Origin of the sequence: Aureimonas phyllosphaerae (assembly GCF_900113065.1) — a bacterium.
Classification (GTDB): Bacteria; Pseudomonadota; Alphaproteobacteria; order Rhizobiales; family Rhizobiaceae; genus Aureimonas; species Aureimonas phyllosphaerae.
Map to the genome: position 1 here is coordinate 113,790 of NZ_FOOA01000011.1, position 19,370 is coordinate 133,159.

The 19,370-nt window shown below is 65.8% G+C and carries 24 protein-coding genes and 1 tRNA gene; 13 read left to right on the forward strand and 12 right to left on the reverse strand.

Going from position 1 to position 19,370, the window contains the following annotated elements; genetic code table 11:
• Nucleotides 1–9 precede the first annotated feature (9 nt).
• Together BM175_RS14305 and BM175_RS14310 are read left to right on the forward strand one after the other, a co-directional pair.
• The gene (locus tag BM175_RS14305; protein ID WP_090964145.1) at nucleotides 10–957 is read left to right on the forward strand and encodes an ABC transporter permease; all 948 of its coding nucleotides are present in this window, start codon (nucleotides 10–12) and stop codon (nucleotides 955–957) included.
• A complete protein-coding gene (locus tag BM175_RS14310) occupies nucleotides 957–1,775 on the forward strand; it encodes an ABC transporter permease (protein WP_090964147.1) in 819 nt (272 codons plus the stop codon). The genes BM175_RS14305 and BM175_RS14310 overlap by 1 nt, the downstream gene beginning before the upstream one ends.
• On the opposite strand, the gene BM175_RS14315 is transcribed toward BM175_RS14310, so the two are convergent.
• Together BM175_RS14315 and BM175_RS14320 are read right to left on the reverse strand one after the other, a co-directional pair.
• Nucleotides 1,772–2,473 carry an endonuclease/exonuclease/phosphatase family protein gene (locus tag BM175_RS14315; protein ID WP_175526861.1) on the reverse strand — a complete coding sequence of 234 codons (702 nt, stop codon included), beginning with the start codon at nucleotides 2,471–2,473 and terminating at the stop codon, nucleotides 1,772–1,774. The two genes, BM175_RS14310 and BM175_RS14315, sit on opposite strands and share 4 nt — an antisense overlap.
• Nucleotides 2,451–3,242: a sugar transferase gene (locus BM175_RS14320; RefSeq protein WP_342029266.1), complete on the reverse strand. Its 792-nt coding sequence runs from the start codon at nucleotides 3,240–3,242 to the stop codon at nucleotides 2,451–2,453. The genes BM175_RS14315 and BM175_RS14320 overlap by 23 nt, the downstream gene beginning before the upstream one ends.
• Here BM175_RS14320 and BM175_RS14325 point away from each other — a divergent pair.
• The 3 genes from BM175_RS14325 (at nucleotide 3,126) to hemA (ending at nucleotide 5,536) form a co-directional block, all read left to right on the forward strand.
• A complete protein-coding gene (locus BM175_RS14325) occupies nucleotides 3,126–3,998 on the forward strand; it encodes an NAD-dependent epimerase/dehydratase family protein (RefSeq protein WP_342029268.1) in 873 nt (290 codons plus the stop codon). The two genes, BM175_RS14320 and BM175_RS14325, sit on opposite strands and share 117 nt — an antisense overlap.
• 8 nt (nucleotides 3,999–4,006) lie before the next feature.
• On the forward strand, nucleotides 4,007–4,177 hold the full coding sequence (locus tag BM175_RS22755) for a hypothetical protein (protein WP_175526863.1): 171 nt from the start codon (nucleotides 4,007–4,009) through the stop codon (nucleotides 4,175–4,177).
• Between the two features lie 81 nt (nucleotides 4,178–4,258).
• Nucleotides 4,259–5,536 carry a 5-aminolevulinate synthase gene (gene hemA / locus BM175_RS14330; RefSeq protein WP_090964205.1) on the forward strand — a complete coding sequence of 426 codons (1,278 nt, stop codon included), beginning with the start codon at nucleotides 4,259–4,261 and terminating at the stop codon, nucleotides 5,534–5,536.
• A 37-nt stretch (nucleotides 5,537–5,573) separates the two neighbouring features.
• Here the strand turns inward: hemA and BM175_RS14335 are convergent, their stop codons facing one another.
• From BM175_RS14335 to BM175_RS14350, 4 genes are all read right to left on the reverse strand, one after another.
• Nucleotides 5,574–6,692 carry an AbrB family transcriptional regulator gene (locus tag BM175_RS14335; protein ID WP_244546012.1) on the reverse strand — a complete coding sequence of 373 codons (1,119 nt, stop codon included), beginning with the start codon at nucleotides 6,690–6,692 and terminating at the stop codon, nucleotides 5,574–5,576.
• Nucleotides 6,671–7,840: a pyridoxal phosphate-dependent aminotransferase gene (locus tag BM175_RS14340; RefSeq protein WP_090964154.1), complete on the reverse strand. Its 1,170-nt coding sequence runs from the start codon at nucleotides 7,838–7,840 to the stop codon at nucleotides 6,671–6,673. The genes BM175_RS14335 and BM175_RS14340 overlap by 22 nt, the downstream gene beginning before the upstream one ends.
• 110 nt (nucleotides 7,841–7,950) lie before the next feature.
• Nucleotides 7,951–8,409, reverse strand: coding sequence for a large conductance mechanosensitive channel protein MscL (mscL, locus tag BM175_RS14345; protein ID WP_090964156.1), 459 nt, complete (start codon nucleotides 8,407–8,409; stop codon nucleotides 7,951–7,953).
• An 81-nt stretch (nucleotides 8,410–8,490) separates the two neighbouring features.
• A complete protein-coding gene (locus BM175_RS14350; protein ID WP_090964209.1) occupies nucleotides 8,491–8,931 on the reverse strand; it encodes a secondary thiamine-phosphate synthase enzyme YjbQ in 441 nt (146 codons plus the stop codon).
• A gap of 67 nt (nucleotides 8,932–8,998) precedes the next feature.
• Here BM175_RS14350 and BM175_RS14355 point away from each other — a divergent pair, with 67 nt between their 5' ends.
• The 4 genes from BM175_RS14355 to BM175_RS14370 are packed head-to-tail and all read left to right on the forward strand — an operon-like array spanning nucleotide 8,999 to nucleotide 12,422.
• Nucleotides 8,999–10,009, forward strand: coding sequence for an alpha/beta hydrolase (locus BM175_RS14355; RefSeq protein ID WP_090964158.1), 1,011 nt, complete (start codon nucleotides 8,999–9,001; stop codon nucleotides 10,007–10,009).
• 31 nt (nucleotides 10,010–10,040) lie between these two features.
• Complete coding sequence (locus BM175_RS14360; protein WP_090964159.1) at nucleotides 10,041–10,394, forward strand: DUF952 domain-containing protein; 354 nt, start codon at nucleotides 10,041–10,043, stop codon at nucleotides 10,392–10,394.
• Entirely contained in the window at nucleotides 10,391–11,509 is a 1,119-nt protein-coding gene (locus BM175_RS14365; RefSeq protein ID WP_090964161.1) for a quinone-dependent dihydroorotate dehydrogenase, read from the forward strand. The genes BM175_RS14360 and BM175_RS14365 overlap by 4 nt, the downstream gene beginning before the upstream one ends.
• A gap of 13 nt (nucleotides 11,510–11,522) precedes the next feature.
• Nucleotides 11,523–12,422, forward strand: a complete 900-nt coding sequence (locus BM175_RS14370) for a histone deacetylase family protein (RefSeq protein ID WP_090964163.1) — start codon at nucleotides 11,523–11,525, stop codon at nucleotides 12,420–12,422.
• Between the two features lie 3 nt (nucleotides 12,423–12,425).
• Here the strand turns inward: BM175_RS14370 and BM175_RS14375 are convergent, their stop codons facing one another.
• From BM175_RS14375 to BM175_RS14385, 3 genes are all read right to left on the reverse strand, one after another.
• Complete coding sequence (locus tag BM175_RS14375) at nucleotides 12,426–12,695, reverse strand: DUF6460 domain-containing protein (RefSeq protein ID WP_090964165.1); 270 nt, start codon at nucleotides 12,693–12,695, stop codon at nucleotides 12,426–12,428.
• 92 nt (nucleotides 12,696–12,787) lie between these two features.
• Complete coding sequence (locus BM175_RS14380) at nucleotides 12,788–14,455, reverse strand: cisplatin damage response ATP-dependent DNA ligase (RefSeq protein WP_090964167.1); 1,668 nt, start codon at nucleotides 14,453–14,455, stop codon at nucleotides 12,788–12,790.
• 261 nt (nucleotides 14,456–14,716) lie between these two features.
• Nucleotides 14,717–15,610 carry a putative quorum-sensing-regulated virulence factor gene (locus tag BM175_RS14385; RefSeq protein ID WP_244546013.1) on the reverse strand — a complete coding sequence of 298 codons (894 nt, stop codon included), beginning with the start codon at nucleotides 15,608–15,610 and terminating at the stop codon, nucleotides 14,717–14,719.
• 82 nt (nucleotides 15,611–15,692) lie between these two features.
• Between BM175_RS14385 and BM175_RS14390 the strand changes: the two genes are divergently transcribed.
• Nucleotides 15,693–16,646, forward strand: a complete 954-nt coding sequence (locus tag BM175_RS14390; RefSeq protein ID WP_090964169.1) for an NAD(P)H-dependent flavin oxidoreductase — start codon at nucleotides 15,693–15,695, stop codon at nucleotides 16,644–16,646.
• 91 nt (nucleotides 16,647–16,737) lie between these two features.
• A tRNA-Thr gene (locus tag BM175_RS14395) sits at nucleotides 16,738–16,813 on the forward strand.
• 84 nt (nucleotides 16,814–16,897) lie between these two features.
• Here BM175_RS14395 and BM175_RS23350 read toward each other — a convergent pair.
• Both BM175_RS23350 and BM175_RS14400 read right to left on the reverse strand, forming a co-directional pair.
• Entirely contained in the window at nucleotides 16,898–17,095 is a 198-nt protein-coding gene (locus tag BM175_RS23350; protein ID WP_425285277.1) for an HGGxSTG domain-containing protein, read from the reverse strand.
• Nucleotides 17,096–17,104: 9 nt separating this feature from the next.
• The gene (locus BM175_RS14400) at nucleotides 17,105–17,581 is read right to left on the reverse strand and encodes a hypothetical protein (protein ID WP_139224633.1); all 477 of its coding nucleotides are present in this window, start codon (nucleotides 17,579–17,581) and stop codon (nucleotides 17,105–17,107) included.
• Between the two features lie 222 nt (nucleotides 17,582–17,803).
• On the opposite strand from BM175_RS14400, the gene BM175_RS14410 reads away from it, so the two are divergent.
• Both BM175_RS14410 and BM175_RS22415 read left to right on the forward strand, forming a co-directional pair.
• The gene (locus BM175_RS14410; RefSeq protein ID WP_139224634.1) at nucleotides 17,804–18,022 is read left to right on the forward strand and encodes a hypothetical protein; all 219 of its coding nucleotides are present in this window, start codon (nucleotides 17,804–17,806) and stop codon (nucleotides 18,020–18,022) included.
• 147 nt (nucleotides 18,023–18,169) lie between these two features.
• On the forward strand, nucleotides 18,170–19,006 hold the full coding sequence (locus BM175_RS22415) for an RNA-binding protein (RefSeq protein WP_139224635.1): 837 nt from the start codon (nucleotides 18,170–18,172) through the stop codon (nucleotides 19,004–19,006).
• 46 nt (nucleotides 19,007–19,052) lie between these two features.
• Here BM175_RS22415 and BM175_RS14420 read toward each other — a convergent pair.
• Nucleotides 19,053–19,370, reverse strand: a 318-nt coding sequence (locus BM175_RS14420; protein ID WP_139224636.1) for an integrase core domain-containing protein, incomplete at its 5' end; no start/stop codon positions are given.

Consider the following 19,370-nt stretch of genomic DNA (forward strand, 5'->3'; position numbering starts at 1 on the left):
ACCAGCGCGTTGGCGGGCTTCCTCCTCCGGCAATTAGCGGGTTTTCTCGTCCTCCTCATTGCCGTTTCGCTTCTCGTCTTCGTCGTGTTCGATCTCCTGCCGGGCGATCCGGCGGCCGTCATGCTGGGCACCTCGGCGCGGCCCGACACGTTGGCGGCCTTGCGCGTCGAACTCGGGCTTGACCAGCCGGTGTTCCTGCGCTGGCTGGCTTGGCTCGGGGCAGCGACCATGGGTGATTTCGGGCGCTCCATCACCTACGGCATGCCGGTGTCCGGCCTGATCGCACAGCGGATGGCGGTCACCCTGCCGTTGGCGCTGATGGCACTTGCACTCGCTTTGGCGCTCGGCCTCGCCAGCGGCTTTCTCGCCGCTCGCCGACCGGGCGCTTGGGCGGACCGCGTCGCCGTCGTCTTCGCCCAAGGCGGCATGGCGGTCCCGAACTTCTGGATCGGTCTTCTTCTGATCCTCGTCTTCGCCAACACGCTGGGCTGGATGCCCGGCGGCGGCTTTCCGGGCTGGGATGCGGGGATAGCGAGCGCCCTGACCTCTCTGACGATGCCCGCCGTCGCGCTCGCCCTGCCGCAGGCCGCCGTTCTCTGCCGCGTCACGCGGGGCGCTCTTCTCGAGACGGCAAGCGAGGATTTCCTGCGCACGGCCCGCGCGAAGGGGCTTTCCGAGACCTCCGCCCTCCTGCGTCATGGCGCGCCCAACGCGCTGCCGCCGATCCTTACCGTCGTCGGGTTCCAGTTCGCCTTTCTTGTCGCCGGCGCGGTGCTGGTCGAAAACGTTTTCGCCCTGCCCGGCCTCGGCCAACTCGCCTATCAGGCACTGGCCCAACGCGACCTCGTCACCATGCAGGCCGTGGCGCTTCTCCTGGCTGCGAGCGTCGTCTTGGTGAACGCACTCGTGGATGCCCTTCAGGTCTGGGTCGACCCGCGAAGGCGAGCGCCGACCTGATGACGAGGCGTTGGAACCTCCGGCTCGCGATCGGCGGCTCGATCGTGGCCCTTCTGTCGATCGCAGCGGTTCTCGCGCCGTTCTGGACGCCTGTCGCGGCCCCGCTCCGGCTCCGGATCGGTGCGCGGCTCGATGCGCCGTTGACGGGCGGGCTTTTCGGTACCGACCAGCTTGGGCGGGACGTTCTGTCGCTTCTGATGCTCGGCGCCGGAAACAGCCTCGCCACCGCCGCGACCGCGATCCTGATCGCCGCCTGTCTTGGGGGTGTGCTGGGTCTGCTGGCAGCCGAGATCGGCGATCGCAGCGGCGGCGTTCTGATGCGGGCGACCGACGTTCTCTTCGCGTTCCCGCCTCTGCTCTCGGCCATGATGCTTGCCGCGGCGCTCGGCACCGGGTTCTGGAGTGCGACGGTGGCGATCGCGCTCTTCACACTGCCGGTCTTCGCGCGGGTCACGAGCGCGACGACCGCCTCGGTCCTCGCCCGAGACTTCGTGACGGCCGCCCGCGCGCTGGGGCGAAGCGGCCCGGCGATCGCTCGGCGTCACGTCCTGCCCAACATCGCCGGGACATTGGCGATCCAGGTCTCGCTGCAGATGGGTCTGGCCATCCTGACGGAGGCCGGCCTCGGCTATCTCGGTCTTGGCCGACCGCCTCCGACGCCGTCCTGGGGCCGCATGCTGGCGGACGCGCAGACCTACATGGGATCGGCGCCGTGGTTGGCGCTGGCGCCCGGCTGCACGATCGCGCTCGCCGTGCTCGGGTTCAACCTGCTCGGCGACGGCCTGCGCGACTGGCTGGACCCGCGGACCCGACGCTAGAAGCCGATGCGAGCGACAAGCGGCAGATGATCGGACGCCGGCGCCGCAGCCGGCACGGCCTCGAGCGAATGCAGGGTAATGCCTTCGGATGCGTAGATGCGATCAAGGCATGCGAAGGGACGCCGGACCGGCCAAGTCGGCACCGGTCGATGCACCGGGAGCGCCGCCACGAGCGCATGATGAACCGGCCCCCTCCGGCGCCATTCGTTGAAGTCGCCAAGGGCGATGGTCGCGATTCCGGGTTTCGCGAGCGAGGCGAGGAACGCGGCCTGCCGGGGCCGGGCGCGCGGGTCGAGCCCGAAATGGGCGGACAGAACCCCCAAGGCGCCGAGCGGTGTCTCGATCACCGCTTCGATCACGCCTCTCGGCTCGAAGCCGGGCCCCGGCAAAGCATGGGTCGTCACGCTCGCAGGAGGATAGCGCGACCACAACGCATGGCCGTATTCGCGACCCGGCCGCCCGAAGAGGCGCGTTTCCGCCAGGTGCCCGCCGAGCGCTTCACGAACCCGCTCGAACGCATGGGGCAGGCGGCGAAGATGCTCGCGGCCGTCGACTTCCTGCAGCGCCACGATGTCGGCGGCAAAGCTCCCGATGACGCGAAACGATCGATCGGGATCGGGACGTCGACCTTCCCCTACGAAGCCGTGGAGGTTCCAGGTCGCGATGGTGAGGCTGTCAGTGCTGTCCGGTGCCGACACGATCCCCCCGTCCCTTGCCTGTGACCGTCTGGAGAATCAGGAGAATGTCGCCGAGGAAGCTGCGGGTCGCCAGATATCGCGCATCCGCCTCCGCCAGCCGCTCGGGTTGCGACATGTCGATCTCATGCACCTGCGCCAGACCGGTGATTCCCGGACGCAACGCATAGACGCCGCGGGCGCGCCGTGCCGCGATGACATCCGCCTGCACCGGCAGCGACGGCCGCGGACCGACGAAACTCATCTCTCCTTTCAGGACGTTCCAGAGCTGGGGCAGTTCGTCGAGCTTCCACTTGCGCAGAGTGGCGCCGAGATCCGTCACCGCTGAGACCGGCGTGTCGTGCGAAGCCGCGGAAATCGTGCCCTGGCGCATGGTGCGCAGCTTGTAGCAGGTGAAGACGCGCCCATTCCTTCCCACCCTCTCCTGCGCGAAGATTCCCGGACCGGGACTGTCGCGCCGGACGAGCGCGGCGAGGATCAGGATGACCGGACCGAACACGATCAAGCCCACGGCGCTTGCCAGAATGTCGAACACACGCTTCATGGGTGGCGAGTGCCGCGAAAACGCGGCCAGGGCAAGTGGGGACGATCCGACGTGCGCATTCTCGTGACAGGGGCCTCGGGCTTCATCGGCCGGCACCTCGTCACCCACCTGATCGAGCACGGCGACGACGCGATCGCAGTATCGCGCGGCCACGATGGCGTGCCGGGCGATCTGCGCAACATTGAGCAGTGGGACGGATGGCCCGCGCGTCTCGATGCCGTAGTGCATCTGGCCGCGCTCAACCCCGCTCGCGGCGAGGCGGCGGCCAGCGACGACGCGGCGCTAATGGCGGCCAACGTCTCGGCGACGAAGGCGTTGGCGGAGGCCGCGGCGCGGCGCGGCGTCCGACGCTTCGTCTACGCTTCGACAAATCTCGTTCATCCCCTGACGACTGAGCCGTTCGACGAGAGCGCACCGGAAAAGCCGCAGAACGCCTATGCAGCCTCGAAGCTGGCGGGTGAAACGGCGATGTGGCAGGGGCTGGAGGGCTCGAGCACGGAAGGCGTCGTGCTTCGCCTTCCGCCCGTCTACGGGCCGGGCGGTCGTGGCGGCGTTGCGGCCCTGCTGCGCGTCTCCAGCCTTCCGATCCCCTTGCCACTTGCTGCACCAAGCGCCAGCCGCAGCCTTCTCTCGATCGCCAACGCGGTCGAGGCGCTGACGTTGGCCGTGACCGCGCCCGGCGCGGCCGGCGGCACGTTTCTCGTCTGCGATGGCGAGCCCTGGAGCCTTGGAGAAATGGTCGCCTTCGCTCGTCAGGAGATGGGTCGCTCACCGCGCCTCTTCTCGCTGCCGACGCACACGCTGGCACGCCTCGCGAGCCTTGCCGGACGGCGCAAGCAGTACGAACACGTGTTCGGATCGCTCGTCGTGGACGACGCCGCCTTTCGCGGCGCCGCAGGTTGGCATCCGCCGGAGACGACGGAGGACGGGCTTCGCCGAATGCTACGAGACCTCCACCTGAAACGACGCGGAAAGCGCCGGTAGCGATCGTCATGACACATGCTCCCATCGACCCCGCCAAGCTGAAGCGGCAGAAGCGGCTGGAAGAGACGCTGCGAGAGAACCTGCGCCGCCGGAAGGAACAGGCGCGGGGGCGCGCCGGGACGCCGGTCGGCGATCCCCTAGCCGAGGACGAGGTGCAGGCCGAAGGCGAGAGCGATTGAGCCACCGGCTTGGACATTCTGTCCGGGTGGACTTCGCGGAATGCGGAATTTAGAACCCTTCTCACGAAGGAGTTCCGGATGATCGACTACCAGTCCCACTTCGCATCCGCGATCGAGGCTCTCCACGCAGAACGCCGTTATCGTGTCTTCGCAGACCTCGAGCGCATTGCCGGCCGCTTCCCCGCGGCGATCTGGCGACACGAGGGCAAGGCACGCGAGATCACCGTATGGTGCTCGAACGACTATCTCGGCATGGGCCAGCATCCGGCCGTGGTGGATGCGATGCGTGGCGCCGTCGCCTGCATGGGATCGGGCGCGGGCGGCACGCGCAACATCTCCGGTACGAGCCATCCGCTTGTCGAACTCGAAGCCGAGCTCGCCGACCTGCACGGCAAGGAAGCCGCGCTCGTCTTCACCTCCGGCTTCGTGTCGAATGACGCGTCGATCTCGACCATCGCCAAGCTCCTGCCGGACTGCCTGATCCTATCGGACGAATTGAACCACGCCTCGATGATCGAGGGCGTGCGGCGTTCGGGCTGCCGCAAGCAGGTGTTCCGCCACAACGATCTTGCCCATCTGGAAGAACTCCTGAAGGCTGCCGATCCCGAGCGGGCGAAGCTCATCGTCTTCGAGAGCGTCTATTCGATGGACGGCGACGTGGCGCCGATCGCCGCGATCTGCGACCTCGCCGAGCGCTACAACGCGATGACCTACATCGACGAGGTGCACGCGGTCGGCATGTACGGCCCGCGTGGTGGCGGCATCACGGACCGCGAGGGCGTGGCCGGTCGCCTCGACGTGATTGAAGGCACGCTCGCCAAGGCGTTCGGCGTTCTCGGTGGCTACATTGCGGGCTCGCGCGCGCTGGTCGATGCCGTTCGCTCCTATGCGCCGGGCTTCATCTTCACCACCGCCCTGCCCCCGGCGCTGGCGGCTGCAGCCGCGGCCTCGATCCGTCATCTCAAGCAATCGGGCGCCGAGCGGGCCGGACAGCAGCGTCAGGTGGCGGAAGTGAAGCGCGAGCTGACCGGCGCAGATCTCCCGGTCATGCCGTCGGACACGCATATCGTGCCTCTCCTCGTCGGCGATCCCGAACTGTGTAAACAGGCCAGCGATCGGCTGCTCGACCGCCACGGCATCTACATCCAGCCGATCAATTACCCGACGGTACCGCGTGGCACGGAGCGGCTGCGCATCACCCCGACGCCGTTGCACGACGACGCGCTGGTCGCCTCGCTGCGCGATGCACTGGTCGAGACGTGGAGCGCGCTCGGCATCCCATTCGCCTCCGAGCGCCCGGTGGAGGTGACGGTTGAGGATTCCGCCCCGGCCCTGGTTCTGGCGAAGGCTGGCGGCTGACGACACGCGGGCGCCCGTTTCGGCGGGCGTCAGCCGATCAGCGGTCGTTTTCGCTGTCATGGGCGGCCAAGTCCGGCGCGCCCTCCTTCCGCACGACGCTTTCCTCCGTCCGCGAGCGCGGCAGGCGACGGGCCAGGACGGGCACGATCAGCGCCAGTCCGACAAAGCGCACCACGTGATGAGCCGCGACATAGGCCGGGTCGAGGTTGAACTGGAAGGCGAGGACCGTCAGCGCTTCAAGAGCGCCCGGCGCATAGGCCAGCGCGATCTTCCCGAAGGCGATCCCGAGAAGGACGAAGGCGACGAGCCCCGCCAGCCCCGACAGGCCGAGACCGATCGCAAAAGCGCCGAGCGAGGCTGTGAGCAACTCGCGCATGGCGCTGCGATATTCCGGCTTCAGGCGCGCGCCGATCGAGCAGCCAAGGACGACAAGCGCTGGGATCGCGATCCAGTTCGGGATGGCGACCGGCGCGATCTCCGTCCCATGCAGGAACGCGCTCGCAAACAGCGCGCCGAGGATCAGCCCGCCGGGCACGCGGCTGCGCATGCCGAGCCAGGCGCAAAGAGCGCACAGGCCGCCGAGGACGAGATATTGCAGCGGCGTTCCGATCCCGCCCCCCCGCAGCTGCCCCTCGACGGCCTGCGCCCCCTCGAGCCAAGCGAGAAGCGGTGTCAGCGCACCGATCAGAAGCAGGAGCCGCGTCGATTGCACGACGACGATCCGCGTCATGTCGGCACGCGTCTCCGAAGCGGCAGCCAGGACGAACGACATCGCGCCCGGTAGCGAGGCGAAGAGCGCGGTCTCCCGATCCCAGCCGAATACCCGCTGCAGGAACACCTTGGTCGCCACGACGATCAGGGCGACACCGACCATCTGGATGGCGAAGGACAGCGGCCAGAGGGCGAGTTGGTTGACGACGTCGGGCGTCACGCCAGAGCCTGCCTGAATGCCGAGCACGAAGAAGGTCAGGTCGCGCAGGCGGTCGGGCACACGAAGCCGCAGGCCCGAAAGTGTTGCGATGACGACGGCCAAGGTCGCCCCGAGGAGCCATGCGACAGGCAGGTTTGCAAAGGCCGCCAGCGCGCCGCCGACGGCGCCTATGGCGATCGTCAGCGCCGCCTGCGACAGGCCGGTCAAGGCTGTCGTCCGATCCACTCTGCAAGCCTTTCGGCCGATTCCTGGACCTGATCGAGGCGCCGATGGAAGCAGGCCCTGAGATGTCCCGGCGTTGTCGGGGCGAAGGCGGCGCCGGGCGCGAGCCCGACGAGAGCCTCGTCGGCAATGCGAAGGGCCGCCTGCATCCCGTCGGAAACGCCGTCGATCGCAAAGAACGCGTAGAACGCGCCGTTGGGCGGCGCGATCGACACGCGGTTGGTGGCCGCAAGCGTCGTCGTGAAGATGTGCCGCGCCTCGGCCGCTCGCGCGACCTGAGACTCGATGAAGGACTCGCCGTGTTCGATGGCCGCCACCGCTCCGCGCTGCATGAAGGCGGCGACGCCGGAATTTGAGTATTGAACGAGGTTCTCGATCAGCTGACCGAACTCGACGGGCGCCTCGATCCATCCGACGCGCCAGCCGGTCATCGCCCAGTTCTTCGAGAACGAATTTACGAAGATCAGGGCGTCCTCGTCGGTCATCGCGTCGTGGAACGAGGGCGCACGCAAACCGGCGTAGAAGAAGCGGCTGTAGATTTCGTCCGCCACCACGAAGATTCCGGCGTCGCGCGCGATGGCGAGGATGGCTCGGATCGTCTCCGCGTCGGCGGTCCAGCCGGTGGGGTTGTTCGGCGTGTTGACGAAGATCGCGCGGGTTCGAGGCGTGATCGCCTCACGCAGACGATCGAGATCGAGCGACCATTGCGTTCCCGTCCACTCCAGCGCAACCTCGACCGGCCGTGCCCCGGTGACGCCGGCCGCTGCTGCGAAGTTCGGCCAGAGCGGGGAGACGAAGACGACCTCGTCGCCCTCACCCGCCAGCGCCGTGAGAACGAGCTGAATCGCGTGCATGCCAGAGCCGGTGACGAAGATACGCTCGGGCGAAGTCGGGCGGGTATAGAGGCGCTCGGTATAGCCCGCGATGGCTTGCCTGAGTTCCGGGATGCCGCGCTGCCAGGTGTAGAAGGTCTCGCCGCCGCGCAAGGCTTCCGCGGCCGCCTCGGCAATGAATGCCGGCGTCGACAGGTCGCCCTCGCCGGCCCAGAGTGGAATCAGGCCCTCGCGCCCCCGGGCATGGTTGATGACGGCGACGATGCCGCTTTCAGGCGCGGCGAGCGCGGCCGGACGCAGACGCTGGAGAAGGCTCATGTGGGCAGTCCCGGATGGCGGTTCGGCCCATCGACGATGGATGGCCCGTCCCGCCGGGACTCGGTCTTTCCACGCCGTTCGTCAAGCCCGGAGGCGCGCGGAGCATGTGTCTAGAAGTCGCCGCCCGGCACCTGACCGGGACGAACCGTCGAGCGACCGGTGGCGAGAAGATCACGGATCTCCTCGAGGAGCTTCTCCTCGCGCGGCACGTCCTTGGCTTCGGGCGGCTTGGCCTCTTCCTTGCGCTTCAGCCGGTTCATGCCCTTGACGACCATGAAGAGCACGAAGGCGACGATCACGAAGTTGATCGCGAGCGTCAGGAAGTTGCCGTAGGCGATGACCGCGCCCTGCTCGCGCGCCTGGGCGAGACTGGTGGCGGTGACGCTGGAGCTCAGCGCGATGAACTGGTTCGAGAAGTCGACGCCTCCTGTCACGAGGCCGACGATCGGCATGATGATGTCTGCGACGATCGAATTGACGAGGCCGGAGAACGCCGCCCCGATGATGATGCCGATCGCCAGATCGACCATGTTGCCCTTGAGGGCGAACTCGCGAAACTCCTTGAGCATGGCAGAACTCCCTCCGGCCGACTCACGACCTCGTGAGAGAAACGTATCGCAAGGTTTTGCGATGGCAACCTTTGCGCGAACTCAAGGCTCTTTCGAGCCGCCGATGAAGTGAAGGACGATCTCTCGTCGATGTGGACGGGCCCGGTGTTCGAACAGGTAGACTCCCTGCCACGTCCCCAGAACCATCCGTCCACGTTCGACGGGGATCGCGATGCTCGTGTCGGTCAGCGCCGTCTTGATGTGCGCCGGCATGTCGTCCGGGCCCTCGAGGGTGTGAACGTACGGCGCGTCCTCGGGTGCCATGCGATCGAAGGCCGACAGGAGATCGGTCCGCACGTCGGGATCGGCATTCTCCTGGATCGTCAGCGAGGCGGAGGTGTGCCGGATGAACACGGTGACGAGTCCGTCGCCGGCCCCATGGGTGGAAAGCGCCGCCGTGATCTCGCGCGAAATATCGGTGAGAGACTGCCCTCGCGTCTGCACGCTCAGTCGATGAAGAAATTGCTGCGTGACCGGCTGCATGATCGTTCCGTCCTCGGCGTCCCGTGCCATATGGTCCGCGAAGCTGGAGTGGCGAGAGGACGAGCAAATGGTCAGCAGCGACGTTCAGGAGCAGTTCGCAACCAATGGCGACGAAGAGCTCCGTCGGCTGAACGCGGAGATCGCGGCGTTCCAGGCGAGTCGCCCCAGCTCATGGTCCTTCCCCATCGAGGTGGTGCGCGAAGCGCGGCGAAAGGGCCTCGGGGTCTTTCCGGGTCTGTCGCCGGATCCCGATGCGCGTGCCGTCGACCTTCCGGGCGAGGCCGGCCGCATGATTCCCGTCCGCATCCTCCACCCCGCTGACGGCAACGCCCGTGGCACGTACCTGCATTTCCACGGTGGGGGATGGGTCTTCGGCGAAGCGGTTGAGAACGATCCGCGACTTCGCCGTCTGGCCGACGCAACCGGGCTTTGCGTCGCCTCGGTGGACTATCGACTGGCGCCCGAGAACCCGTTCCCGGCCGGGCCGGACGACTGCGAGGCGGCGGCCCTCGCCCTGGTCGAGGGCCGGCTGGCCGACCTGCCGACGCAGTTCCTGGCGATCGGAGGCGAATCGGCCGGTGCGCATCTTTCGGCCCTCACTCTTCTCCGGTTGAGGGACCGGCACCAAATGGCGCCATTCCATGCGGCCAACCTCGTGGCGGGCTGCTTCGATCTGTCGATGACGCCAAGCGTGCGAAACTTCGGCCCCGAGCGCCTGATCCTGAACACGGACGATATCGGTGAATTCGTGCGCCGGTTCGTGCCGAGCGAGGTCGATCCGCGCGGGGCCGACATCTCGCCGCTCTATGCCCGCCTCGAAGGCATGCCGCCGGCCTTGTTCAGCGTCGGCACCCGCGACCTTCTTCTCGACGATACGCTTTTCATGCATGCACGCTGGCTTGCAGCCGGCAATCGTGCGGACCTTCGGGTGCAGCCGGACGGATGCCACGTCTTCGAGACGTTCGCGAGCGAGGCCGGCACGCGCTCCGTACAGGCGATGGCCAGCTTCCTAAACCGCCAGATCGCGGAGGTTGCGGCATCGTGTCCGCGGGTTTTAGCTAGGGTTGCGCCCGATTGACGGCGGGTCGAGCGTCTGGCAGGCGGAAGGGATGGAACAGCGCGCCCTCATCTTCAAACTGTCGCCCCGCTCGGAATGGCTCGAAGCCGAGGCCGCCGGCCGATTTGTGGGGGCTCCCGTCGACGTCGAGGACGGATACATTCACTTCTCGACCGCCGAACAGGTGCGTGAAACGGCTGCAAAACACTTCGCCGGAGAGACCTCGCTGATCGTCGCGGCCGTCGACCCCGCCCGGCTTGGTGGGGACTTGAAGTGGGAGCCCTCGCGCGGCGGCGACCTGTTCCCTCACCTCTATGGCGAACTGCTGATGGATGCGGTCGTCTATGTCGCGGATCTGCCACTCGGGGCGGACGGCCGCCACGTGTTTCCGGGCAGCATGCGATGAGCGGGCTCTACGGGCTCGCCCGTCCCCTTCTCTTCAAACTTGATGCCGAGCGCGCCCATACGCTCTCCATCGAGGCGCTGAAGCGTGGACTCGTACCCCGTCGGAACCGGCCGATCGACCCGAGGCTTCGCACCGAGATGGCCGGTCTGTCGTTCCCCAATCCACTCGGACTTGCGGCAGGATACGACAAGAACGCGGAGGTCGCCGATGCTGCGCTGCGGCTCGGCTTCGGCTTCGTCGAGGTTGGCACGGTGACGCCGCTCCCGCAGGAGGGCAATCCCAAACCCCGCGTGTTCCGCCTGCCTGAAGCCGGCGCCGTGATCAATCGGCTCGGCTTCAACAACCATGGTCATGCCGACGTGGCCGAGCGCCTCGAAGCCCGGTCCCGCAAGCCCGGCATCGTCGGCGTGAACATCGGCGCCAACAAGGACGCCGAGGATCGCATTGCCGACTATGTCGCGGGAATTCATCGCTTCGAAGCGCTGTCGAGCTACCTGACGGTCAATATCTCCTCACCCAACACGCCCGGCCTTCGCAAGCTCCAGCAGGGATCGGACCTCGACCGGCTTCTGGAATACGTGATGGCGGCGCGCGATGGGGCGGCGGCGCTGGCGGCCACGAAGCGACGTCCGGTTTTCCTGAAGGTCGCGCCCGACCTCAGCGAGGACGAGATCTGGGCGATCGCCGATACGGCGAAGCATCGCAAGGTCGAGGGCCTGATCGTTTCCAACACGACGCTTTCGCGGCACGGCGTCGAGGGTCGCGCGAACGCAGGAGAAGCGGGGGGACTGTCCGGCCGCCCGGTCTTCAGTCGATCGACCTATGTGCTGGCGCTGTTTCGCCGGGCGATGGGCCCGGATGTGCCGATCATCGGCGTCGGCGGCGTGGAGAACGCTTCGACCTTTCTGCGCAAGATGGAGGCGGGCGCCGATCTCGTCCAGCTCTACACGGCTTTGGTCTATGGCGGCCCGGACCTCCCGATCCGCATCCTGAACGACGTGTCCCGTCACCTCGACCGTACCGGCATCGACACGATCGCAAGCGTGCGCGACACACGCGTCGACGAAATCCTGTCGGGCGGCCCACCGGCTGGCTGGGAGACCGACCGGCCGTGATCGGCTGATCCCGGTGTCGCTGGCGATCGTCCATCATCCCGCCTTCGATGCGCAGTTCGATGCCGCGCATCGCTTCCCGATGTCGAAGTTCACCCGCCTCGCCCAGATCCTCGTGGAGGACGGCCTCGCGGATGGGGGGTTCTTTCAGCCCATCCCCGCTCCCGAACATTGGCTCGAGCTCGCACACGCTCCAGCCTATGTGGAGGCTGTCCTCACCCAGCGCGTCGACAGGGCGACGGAGAAGGCGATCGGCTTTGCGGTGGATGATCGTGTGGCAATGCGCTCCCGCTGTGCAACCGGCGGCACAGTCCTGGCCGCGCGCCTCGCCTTGGAGCGTGGGATCGCCTGCAACACGGCAGGGGGAAGCCATCATGCCGCGCGCGAGGGCGGCGCAGGTTTCTCGGTGTTCAACGACGTCGCAGTCGCGGCTTCGGTCATGCTCGCCGACGGCGAAGTGGGCCGTGTCCTCGTGTTCGACTGCGACGTGCACCAGGGAGATGGGACGGCACGGATCTTCGCCGACGATCGGAGGGTCTTCACCCTGTCGATCCACGGCGAGCGCAACTACCCGCATCCGAAAGCCGTGTCGGACCTCGATCTCGGCCTGCCGGACAAAACGGGCGACGAGGACTATCTGGCCGTCTTGCCTGAACTCCTTGCCACCGCCTTCGACAGGGCGCACCCGGACATCGTCTTCTACAACGCGGGCGTCGATCCGCACGTCGACGATCGATTGGGGAGGCTGTCGCTGACCGATACCGGCCTCGCCGAGCGGGATCGGCGGGTCATCGGATTCTTCCGCGATCGCGACGTTCCGGTCGCGGGCGTCATCGGCGGCGGCTACTCGCGCGACATCGAGGCCCTTTCGCGCCGCCACTCGATCCTTCATCGCGTGGCGGCAGCGTTCGCCTGACCGTCAGCCCCGCCCGGTCTTCAGAAGGCGGGAGACGATGAACACCGGGACCACCACGGCTGCCCCCAACAGGACATAGTCGATGACGCGGTTGAGCGATCCAAAGACGCTGTACCAGGCCCATTGAACGAAATCCCGTCCCCAGTCGACGATCTCGTAGGGCCGAACGTCGAACCAGGACAGAAGAATGCCCACGAGCAGCGAGATCACCAGAAGCCGGATCAGCACCGACAGCGGCGACCCACCCAGAAATGTCGAGACCCGATCGGCCATGGCAGTCCTCTTTCTCCAGCGACCCATCGCAGGTAGAGGGCAGATTGTGGCGATGCAAGCGGCCGCGCCGCCACAGGCATGAACGCGCGGCCTCAGCCGTCGATCATGGCCTGCAGGGTTTCCAGGCGATCGGCTTCGGCGGCCGGCTTGTCCCACCGTAGACGTGACACGCGTGGGAAGCGCATCGCAACCCCAGACTTGTGCCGGGTCGAGCGCGCCAGGCCTTCGAAAGCCACCTCGATCACCAGACCATGGTCCGGCTCCGCGCGGACGGAGCGAACCGGTCCGAAGCGCTCGATCGTGTTGTCGCGGATATACTTGTCGAGCTGCTTCAACTCTTCGTCGGTGAAGCCGAAATAAGCCTTGCCGACGGGGACCAGTTCGGGCTGTTCCTCCGGGCCGGTCCAGACGCCGAACGTGTAGTCCGAGTAGAAGCTCGATCGCTTGCCGTGGCCGCGCTGGGCGTACATCAGCACGGCGTCGATCAGGTGGGGGTCCTGTTTCCACTTGAACCACGGCCCTTTCGGACGTCCCGGCACATAGGCCGAGTCCCAGCGCTTCAGCATCAGGCCTTCGATGACGGGATGGGGCGGGTCGGCCCGCAGACGGGCAAGATCCTCGAAACCGTTGAAGGATACGAAGGGCGAGATGTCGAAACGGCTGGGCTCAAGTCCTTCCACGAACCTGTCGAGCCGTTTGCGACGCTCCGAGAACGGCAACGTGCGCAGGTCCTCCGCTCCGTCCTGGAGGAGGTCATAGGTTCGCAGGAAGACCGGGTGTTTCTTCATGACCGCGGCGGATACCGTCTTCCGGTTCAGCCGCTGCTGAAGGTCGGAGAAGGTCCCGACCACTATATCGTCCCGCACGGCCCCCTGATGCGGATGTACTGCTGGACGCCCTCCCCCCTCGGCGGCCGGTCGCGCGACGAGGAGCTCGCCATCGAGGGATCCTTCGAAGGTCATGTAGTCGAGAAGGTCGGGAAAGGCGCCCGACACGTCGTCGCCCGTGCGCGAATAAAGGCGCTTCACGCCGCGTTCGACGGTCGCCTGGACGCGGATGCCGTCCCACTTCCATTCGGCCGCGTAGTCTTGCGGTGTGATGCGGCCGTAGTCCGGCTGTTCCAACGGCTGCGACAGCATCACGGGCCGGAAGGGAGACGCCGCAGCCGACACTGGCTTTTCGGCGCGCCCCTCCAGCCAGTCGAAGAGTTCGAGATAGGGCGGGCGCAGCCCGTGCCAGAGTTCCTCGATCTCGACGATATCCTTCTCACCGAAATCCGCGAGAGCCTGCTTTGCAAGGCGCGAGGACACGCCGATCCGCAGCGAGCCAGTCACGAGCTTGAGGAGCGCGTAGCGACCCGACGAATCCAACTTGTCCAGCCACGCCTCGACGAGGCGCGGCCCTTCCACGCGGGTCGCGGCGTCGAGTTCCGTGATGACCTGCTCGAGGGTGGGCGTGTCGTTCCGGCGTAGCATTTCACCGTCGTGCGGCGAGGGCCAGACCAGCGCGATCGTTTCCGCGAGATCGCCGACATAGTCGTAGGAGTAGCCGAAGAGTACCGGGTCCATACGTTCTGTCATCAGATCCCGCAGCATGGCAGGCTTCACCGACCGGATGTCCAGTTCGCCCGTGATCGCGGCGAGGGCATAGCCGCGCTCCGGATCCGGGACCGATCGGAAATGGTCGGCCATCAGCCGCAATTTGCCATTGCGCGAAGGCGTCAGAACAAGACGGTCCAAGAGGTCGGCGAAACGCTGCAAGCGAGGAGACCGGGTGGTTGGCTTTCCCGCCTAGATAGGCCGACGGCGGCGCTGGACGAGGAGCGGAGGCGTCGCGACGACCCCCATAGACCCATCCTTTTAGATCTGACGGCCGCCGGCTGAATACAGTCGTGCGCCGAAAGCACCTCGCAGATCCCGCCGCGCCAATGTCGCGCAAACCCTCTCCGAGGAGCCTACACCGCAGGATACCACCGGGATGGCGACCTCTCGCGGCGACTCCGCTCCCGTTCGCACCGACCGTCAGACACTGGCGGGCAGCGGACGAGCGATCGCCGCAAGCGCTGTCTTCTCCCGCCAAGCCAGATGATGACGCGCCGTGAAGACGGCATCGGCGTCCATACCGGGCTCGCGAACCAGCCATTCCAGATAATCTGTCGGAACATCGGCGAGCGAGGTCCCCTTGTATCGACCGAAGCGGAAGCGCGCGAGCAGCGCAGGCTCGGCGGATACCTTCTCCGCCCGAGCCAGGAAATCCGCCGCATCGGCGCAACGCGGTATGAGTTCCTGCGTGATCCGGCGCAGCAACACCGCCGTGCACAGGGCATCGTAGAGAGCGCGATGGGGATGCGACCCCTCGAGCCGTTCGGACACATCGCCGAGATCGAGTGGCACGTATTTGACGAGCGATTGAAGACCGTGCGCGCGCACGCCGGGAAACGCTCGGAGTGCAAGCTTGTAGGTGCACAGCCAACGTCCTGGGAGGCCGAGCCGCGACCGATCGAACGAGGCGCGTTGCGCGGCGTAAATCGCCGCGCCTGCAAACACGCCGCGCGCCGTGGCGAAAGCGGGCGCCCCGGCCAGCATCTCGTCGCTGATTCGATGGACGCGGCGAGCGCCCGGCGAGATGGACACTCCGCCAGGATCCACCAGCGTCTCGCGTGGATCGAAAATCTCACCCGACACCAGATCGAGATCCACGGATCCGATCTCGATCACCGCATCCTCCTCCAGTCGATGGCCTGCGGTCTCGACGTCGATCACGCGGACAACAGACGGCTGGGATGCCGCGAAAAGATCGGGCGTCTCGGCAACGGCGGGAAAAACTGGCGTCATTACCGACATATCGGTTTCGGCACCGCTTTGCGCCAGTGCGACGCGCGATCGCGCCGCGCCGATGACGACCACCCGCACCATCGCCCAGACGTCGCCCCTTGGCGTGAATGAAACGGCAAGCTACAGATCGTCTTACGTTTACGTCAAAGATGGGATTGAAGAGATGGCGTTACCTCCGGTTCTGCAAGGTCGGCTCCGGCTTCCTCTCATCGGAGCCCCGCTCTTCATCATCTCCCATCCGGCGCTCGTCATCGCGCAGGCCCGCGCCGGCATCGTCGGTGCCTTTCCCGCTCTGAACGCGCGCCCGGCGGAGCAACTGGACGATTGGCTCACCGAGATCGCGGAAGCACTCGATAAGCCGACGGCGGACGGGCGCCGCCCTGCTCCGTTCGCGGTCAACCAGATCGTTCATCGTTCCAACAAGCGCCTGGAGACGGACTTGGCGGTCTGCGTCCGGCACAAGGTTCCGATCGTGATCACCTCATTGGGAGCCGTCGAGGAAGTGAACCAAGCGGTTCATTCCTATGGCGGCATCGTCCTTCACGACGTCATCAACGACCGCTTCGCCCATAAGGCCATTGAGAAGGGGGCGGACGGCCTGATCGCCGTCGCGGCGGGCGCAGGCGGACACGCCGGCACTCTCTCCCCTTTTGCACTTCTCGCCGAAATCCGGCGCTGGTTCGACGGACCGCTGTTTCTCTCAGGCGCGATCGCAACCGGTGCCGGCGTGCTCGCCGCTGAGGCCGCGGGTGCGGATGGCGCCTATATCGGATCCGCCTTCATCGCGACGGAGGAAGCGCGAGCGGACGAGCGCTACAAGGCAGCCATCGTCTCAGGCCGAGCGCAGGATATCGTCTACTCCAACCTGTTCACCGGCATCCACGGCAACTATCTGCGCGCATCCATAGAAGCGGCCGGGCTCGACCCCGACCAGCTTCCCGAAAGCGACCCGTCAAAAATGGATTTCGGCGCCGACAAAAGCACAAAGGCCTGGCGAGACATCTGGGGCGCAGGTCAAGGCATCGGATCGGTGGACGCCGTCACCCCCGTCAGCGCTCTTATCGACCGGCTGGCGGGTGAATACGCCGACGCACGCCGGCGCTTGTCCCTCCCGTAATCTCCGCGCCAGTTTCGACCAATAAGCGCTTGAATCCCGCCCGCAATGGCGCTATCAGAGCGCCATCCGCCGGGCAGCAAGCCTAGGCCGGGCCGCTTTAGCTCAGTCGGTAGAGCACATCATTCGTAATGATGGGGTCAGGTGTTCGAATCACCTAAGCGGCACCATTATTTTCAATCACTTAGCAGGCTTTCGGGCAGACCCCGCTTCCCAGGTTTCACGATTGGGAAGCACATGGGAAGCCGACACCCCTAGCTGGCTTGGCCGCGCGCACCCCAGCGTCGTCGTTGCGCCTCGGCTATCCGCGTCCTGCCCTCCGCCGTCTTCGGCCCTGTGGATAAGCCGCCATGCATCCGGCAACGCCGCGTCCCCGGCACGAACATCGCCTGGCACAGGCTGTCAGCCAGCGCTTTGGCGTAGGCTTGCCCCGAACGCGTACGTCGTGACAGTGCTGACCGCTACGGTTCGACGTCCTCGTCGTCGGCCAAGTCCATCTGCAAGGTAAGCCGTCGGATCTCGCCCGTACGGTAGTGGAGCGGGGTGGTCGTCACGCACGCGAACCGGATCTTGTCCGCGATCAGCATTTGGAGGATCGACGCGGCTGCCTCGTTCGTAATTCGCTGCATGGCCTGGAAGACACCCGTCGTCATCCAAATCGAGCCGATCAGGATTTCCTCACCATCCCTAGGCTGCTTTACCTCTTCGAGCTTCCAGCCTGGCTCGAGGTGGACCTCTGCCTTCGTCACCTTCCCAAGCTTCGGGCCTCGCACGGTACCGTGGATGATGATGTCGCGGTTCTCGACGACAGCCGTCATGTCGAAGCTGTGGCGCGCTTCGTTTATCCAGTAGCGCCACTCCCAGCCTGCGACCTCAATGACGTAGTACGCTTCTGGGGGAGGCCTCTTCCGTGGTCGTCCGCGCTTCGCCTTAGCCATCCCCGCCCCCCCCTGTCGTCCAGCGCGCTCGCTGGGCATGATGGCTCACACGAACGAGGCGGGGCAACGCATGAGGTTTCGCCAGGCTGACTATGTTCGGGCCGTGAAGGCTGCACGAGCCGCAGAGCTAGATATCCATCGAACAGAGATCCACCCAGATGGCAGGATCGTACTCGTCCACAGCGCCGAGCCCACCGTAGAGCGGCGGGAAACCGTCGACGAGTGGTGGGCGAAGAACATGCCGGGACAGTGATGGGCAAGCGCGCGGCAGTTGTCACGCAGGCCGACATCGCGCGGACGATCCGGGCGGCGAAACAGGCCGGCGCGGCGGCCGTTGAGGTCCGGCCGGACGGCACGGTACTCGTCCACCTGACGGCCGACACGATCCCCAGAGGTACGAGTGAGCCAGCACCCCGACCCTACCGCGACATTCCTCTTTGACCAAAAACCTGAAATGCGGACCATGACATTCCGACGGAACCACTACGCGCTGCATGGCTTGTCGAGGCGGACTGACGTGAAGCCAAGATCGGGGGAAACTGAGGGCAGAACCTTGCTTGCAGCGCCCTGCTGACCGCACGTTACAGAATGGGCGATTTGATACTGATAGACCTATTTCAGCATCTCGACTGGATCGTCGATGCGATGAGGCTGAAGGCGCCGCCGGCTGGCACGGCAGCGCTGCTATCAACAACTGACTGGGCGACTTTGATTTCCGGTTTCGGCGGGGCGCTTCTCGGCGCAGTCATCGGCGCTGTGGCATCCTATGTCACGGCTCGTCAGGCTGCCGCAGAGGGACGCTCAAGGGATGAGGCGGCACGAGTAGATCTAGAGCGGAACGCGGCCCTGAGAGTGATCCTGAAAGCCAGTAGCCTTGCGAACAGTATCGAGACGATACGTGGTCATGTGGTGAACGGTATCGCTCGCGCAGATCCGAATGCCATGCCTGTAAACAAGCTCTGGACCTTTGTGCAGCCGACAACGCCAGCCACTCGGCCGTCGGTAGACTTCGAAGCAAGCGATTTCGTATTCCTGCTGAAGCATAAGCAAGGAGACCTCATCCAAAGACTGATGATGCTTGCTACTCGCGTCGCCGCTCTGGAGGCCGGGTTTGATGCCTACAGCGGCCGACGCACAGAGATGCAAGCGCTACTCGAAGATCATACCCGCTATGACAAGCAGCATGAGAGATTTTTGACGGAGGTCCCAGTCGAATTGCAGCCAAAGACAGAGGTGCGATCCATCGAAATGGACAACTTGCTCAAAGACGTGCTTCGCAATTGCTACGAATATGCTGAGGATGCTTCGAAGGCGTGCGAGGATCTAAACGAAGCTACGAAGGTCATATTCGATGGGAAACTTCCGATCCGGCTGGACCTTGCCCGTCGACCTGAAGCGGAAAGCGTCTCTGCAGGCGCCGGATGATAAATCAGGCCAGTGGCCTGCGTCCAACAGGTGGCCCGGTTCAAATCTAATGCATGGTGGGCTTGCCGGCGACGTTTAAGATGGCCGGCGAAGCGGGTTGGGGTGGCGCAGCCGGCCACGGCACGACGGCTGGTGCCGGCGGGCGGTAACCCAGGCTCGAGTGCGGGCGTTTGGTATTGTAGTGCTGACGCCAACCTTCGATGACGATGCGCGCCTCCGCAAGGCTGTAGAAGATCTCGCCGTTCAAGAGTTCGTCCCGAAGCTTGGAGTTGAAGCTCTCGCAGTACCCGTTCTCCCAAGGGCTGCCCGGCTCGATGAATGCGGTCCTGGCGCCGACCGCCGTGATCCACTCGCGAACGGCTTT

Bases quoted from the DNA above. Each gene is read 5' to 3' on its own strand.
- mscL (WP_090964156.1), bottom strand. From the start codon at position 8,409: ATGCTCAAGGAGTTTCGCGAGTTCGCCCTCAAGGGCAACATGGTCGAT.
- BM175_RS14375 (WP_090964165.1), bottom strand. From the start codon at position 12,695: ATGGCCGATCGGGTCTCGACATTTCTGGGTGGGTCGCCGCTGTCGGTG.
- BM175_RS14365 (WP_090964161.1), top strand. From the start codon at position 10,391: ATGAGCGGGCTCTACGGGCTCGCCCGTCCCCTTCTCTTCAAACTTGAT.
- BM175_RS22415 (WP_139224635.1), top strand. From the start codon at position 18,170: ATGGGCGATTTGATACTGATAGACCTATTTCAGCATCTCGACTGGATC.
- BM175_RS14310 (WP_090964147.1), top strand. From the start codon at position 957: ATGACGAGGCGTTGGAACCTCCGGCTCGCGATCGGCGGCTCGATCGTG.
- BM175_RS22755 (WP_175526863.1), top strand. From the start codon at position 4,007: ATGACACATGCTCCCATCGACCCCGCCAAGCTGAAGCGGCAGAAGCGG.
- BM175_RS14350 (WP_090964209.1), bottom strand. From the start codon at position 8,931: ATGCAGCCGGTCACGCAGCAATTTCTTCATCGACTGAGCGTGCAGACG.
- BM175_RS14320 (WP_342029266.1), bottom strand. From the start codon at position 3,242: ATGCACTACGGCATCGAGACGCGCGGGCCATCCGTCCCACTGCTCAAT.
- BM175_RS14360 (WP_090964159.1), top strand. From the start codon at position 10,041: ATGGAACAGCGCGCCCTCATCTTCAAACTGTCGCCCCGCTCGGAATGG.
- BM175_RS14340 (WP_090964154.1), bottom strand. From the start codon at position 7,840: ATGAGCCTTCTCCAGCGTCTGCGTCCGGCCGCGCTCGCCGCGCCTGAA.
- BM175_RS14385 (WP_244546013.1), bottom strand. From the start codon at position 15,610: ATGGTGCGGGTGGTCGTCATCGGCGCGGCGCGATCGCGCGTCGCACTG.
- BM175_RS14355 (WP_090964158.1), top strand. From the start codon at position 8,999: ATGGTCAGCAGCGACGTTCAGGAGCAGTTCGCAACCAATGGCGACGAA.
- BM175_RS14400 (WP_139224633.1), bottom strand. From the start codon at position 17,581: ATGGCTAAGGCGAAGCGCGGACGACCACGGAAGAGGCCTCCCCCAGAA.
- BM175_RS14390 (WP_090964169.1), top strand. From the start codon at position 15,693: ATGGCGTTACCTCCGGTTCTGCAAGGTCGGCTCCGGCTTCCTCTCATC.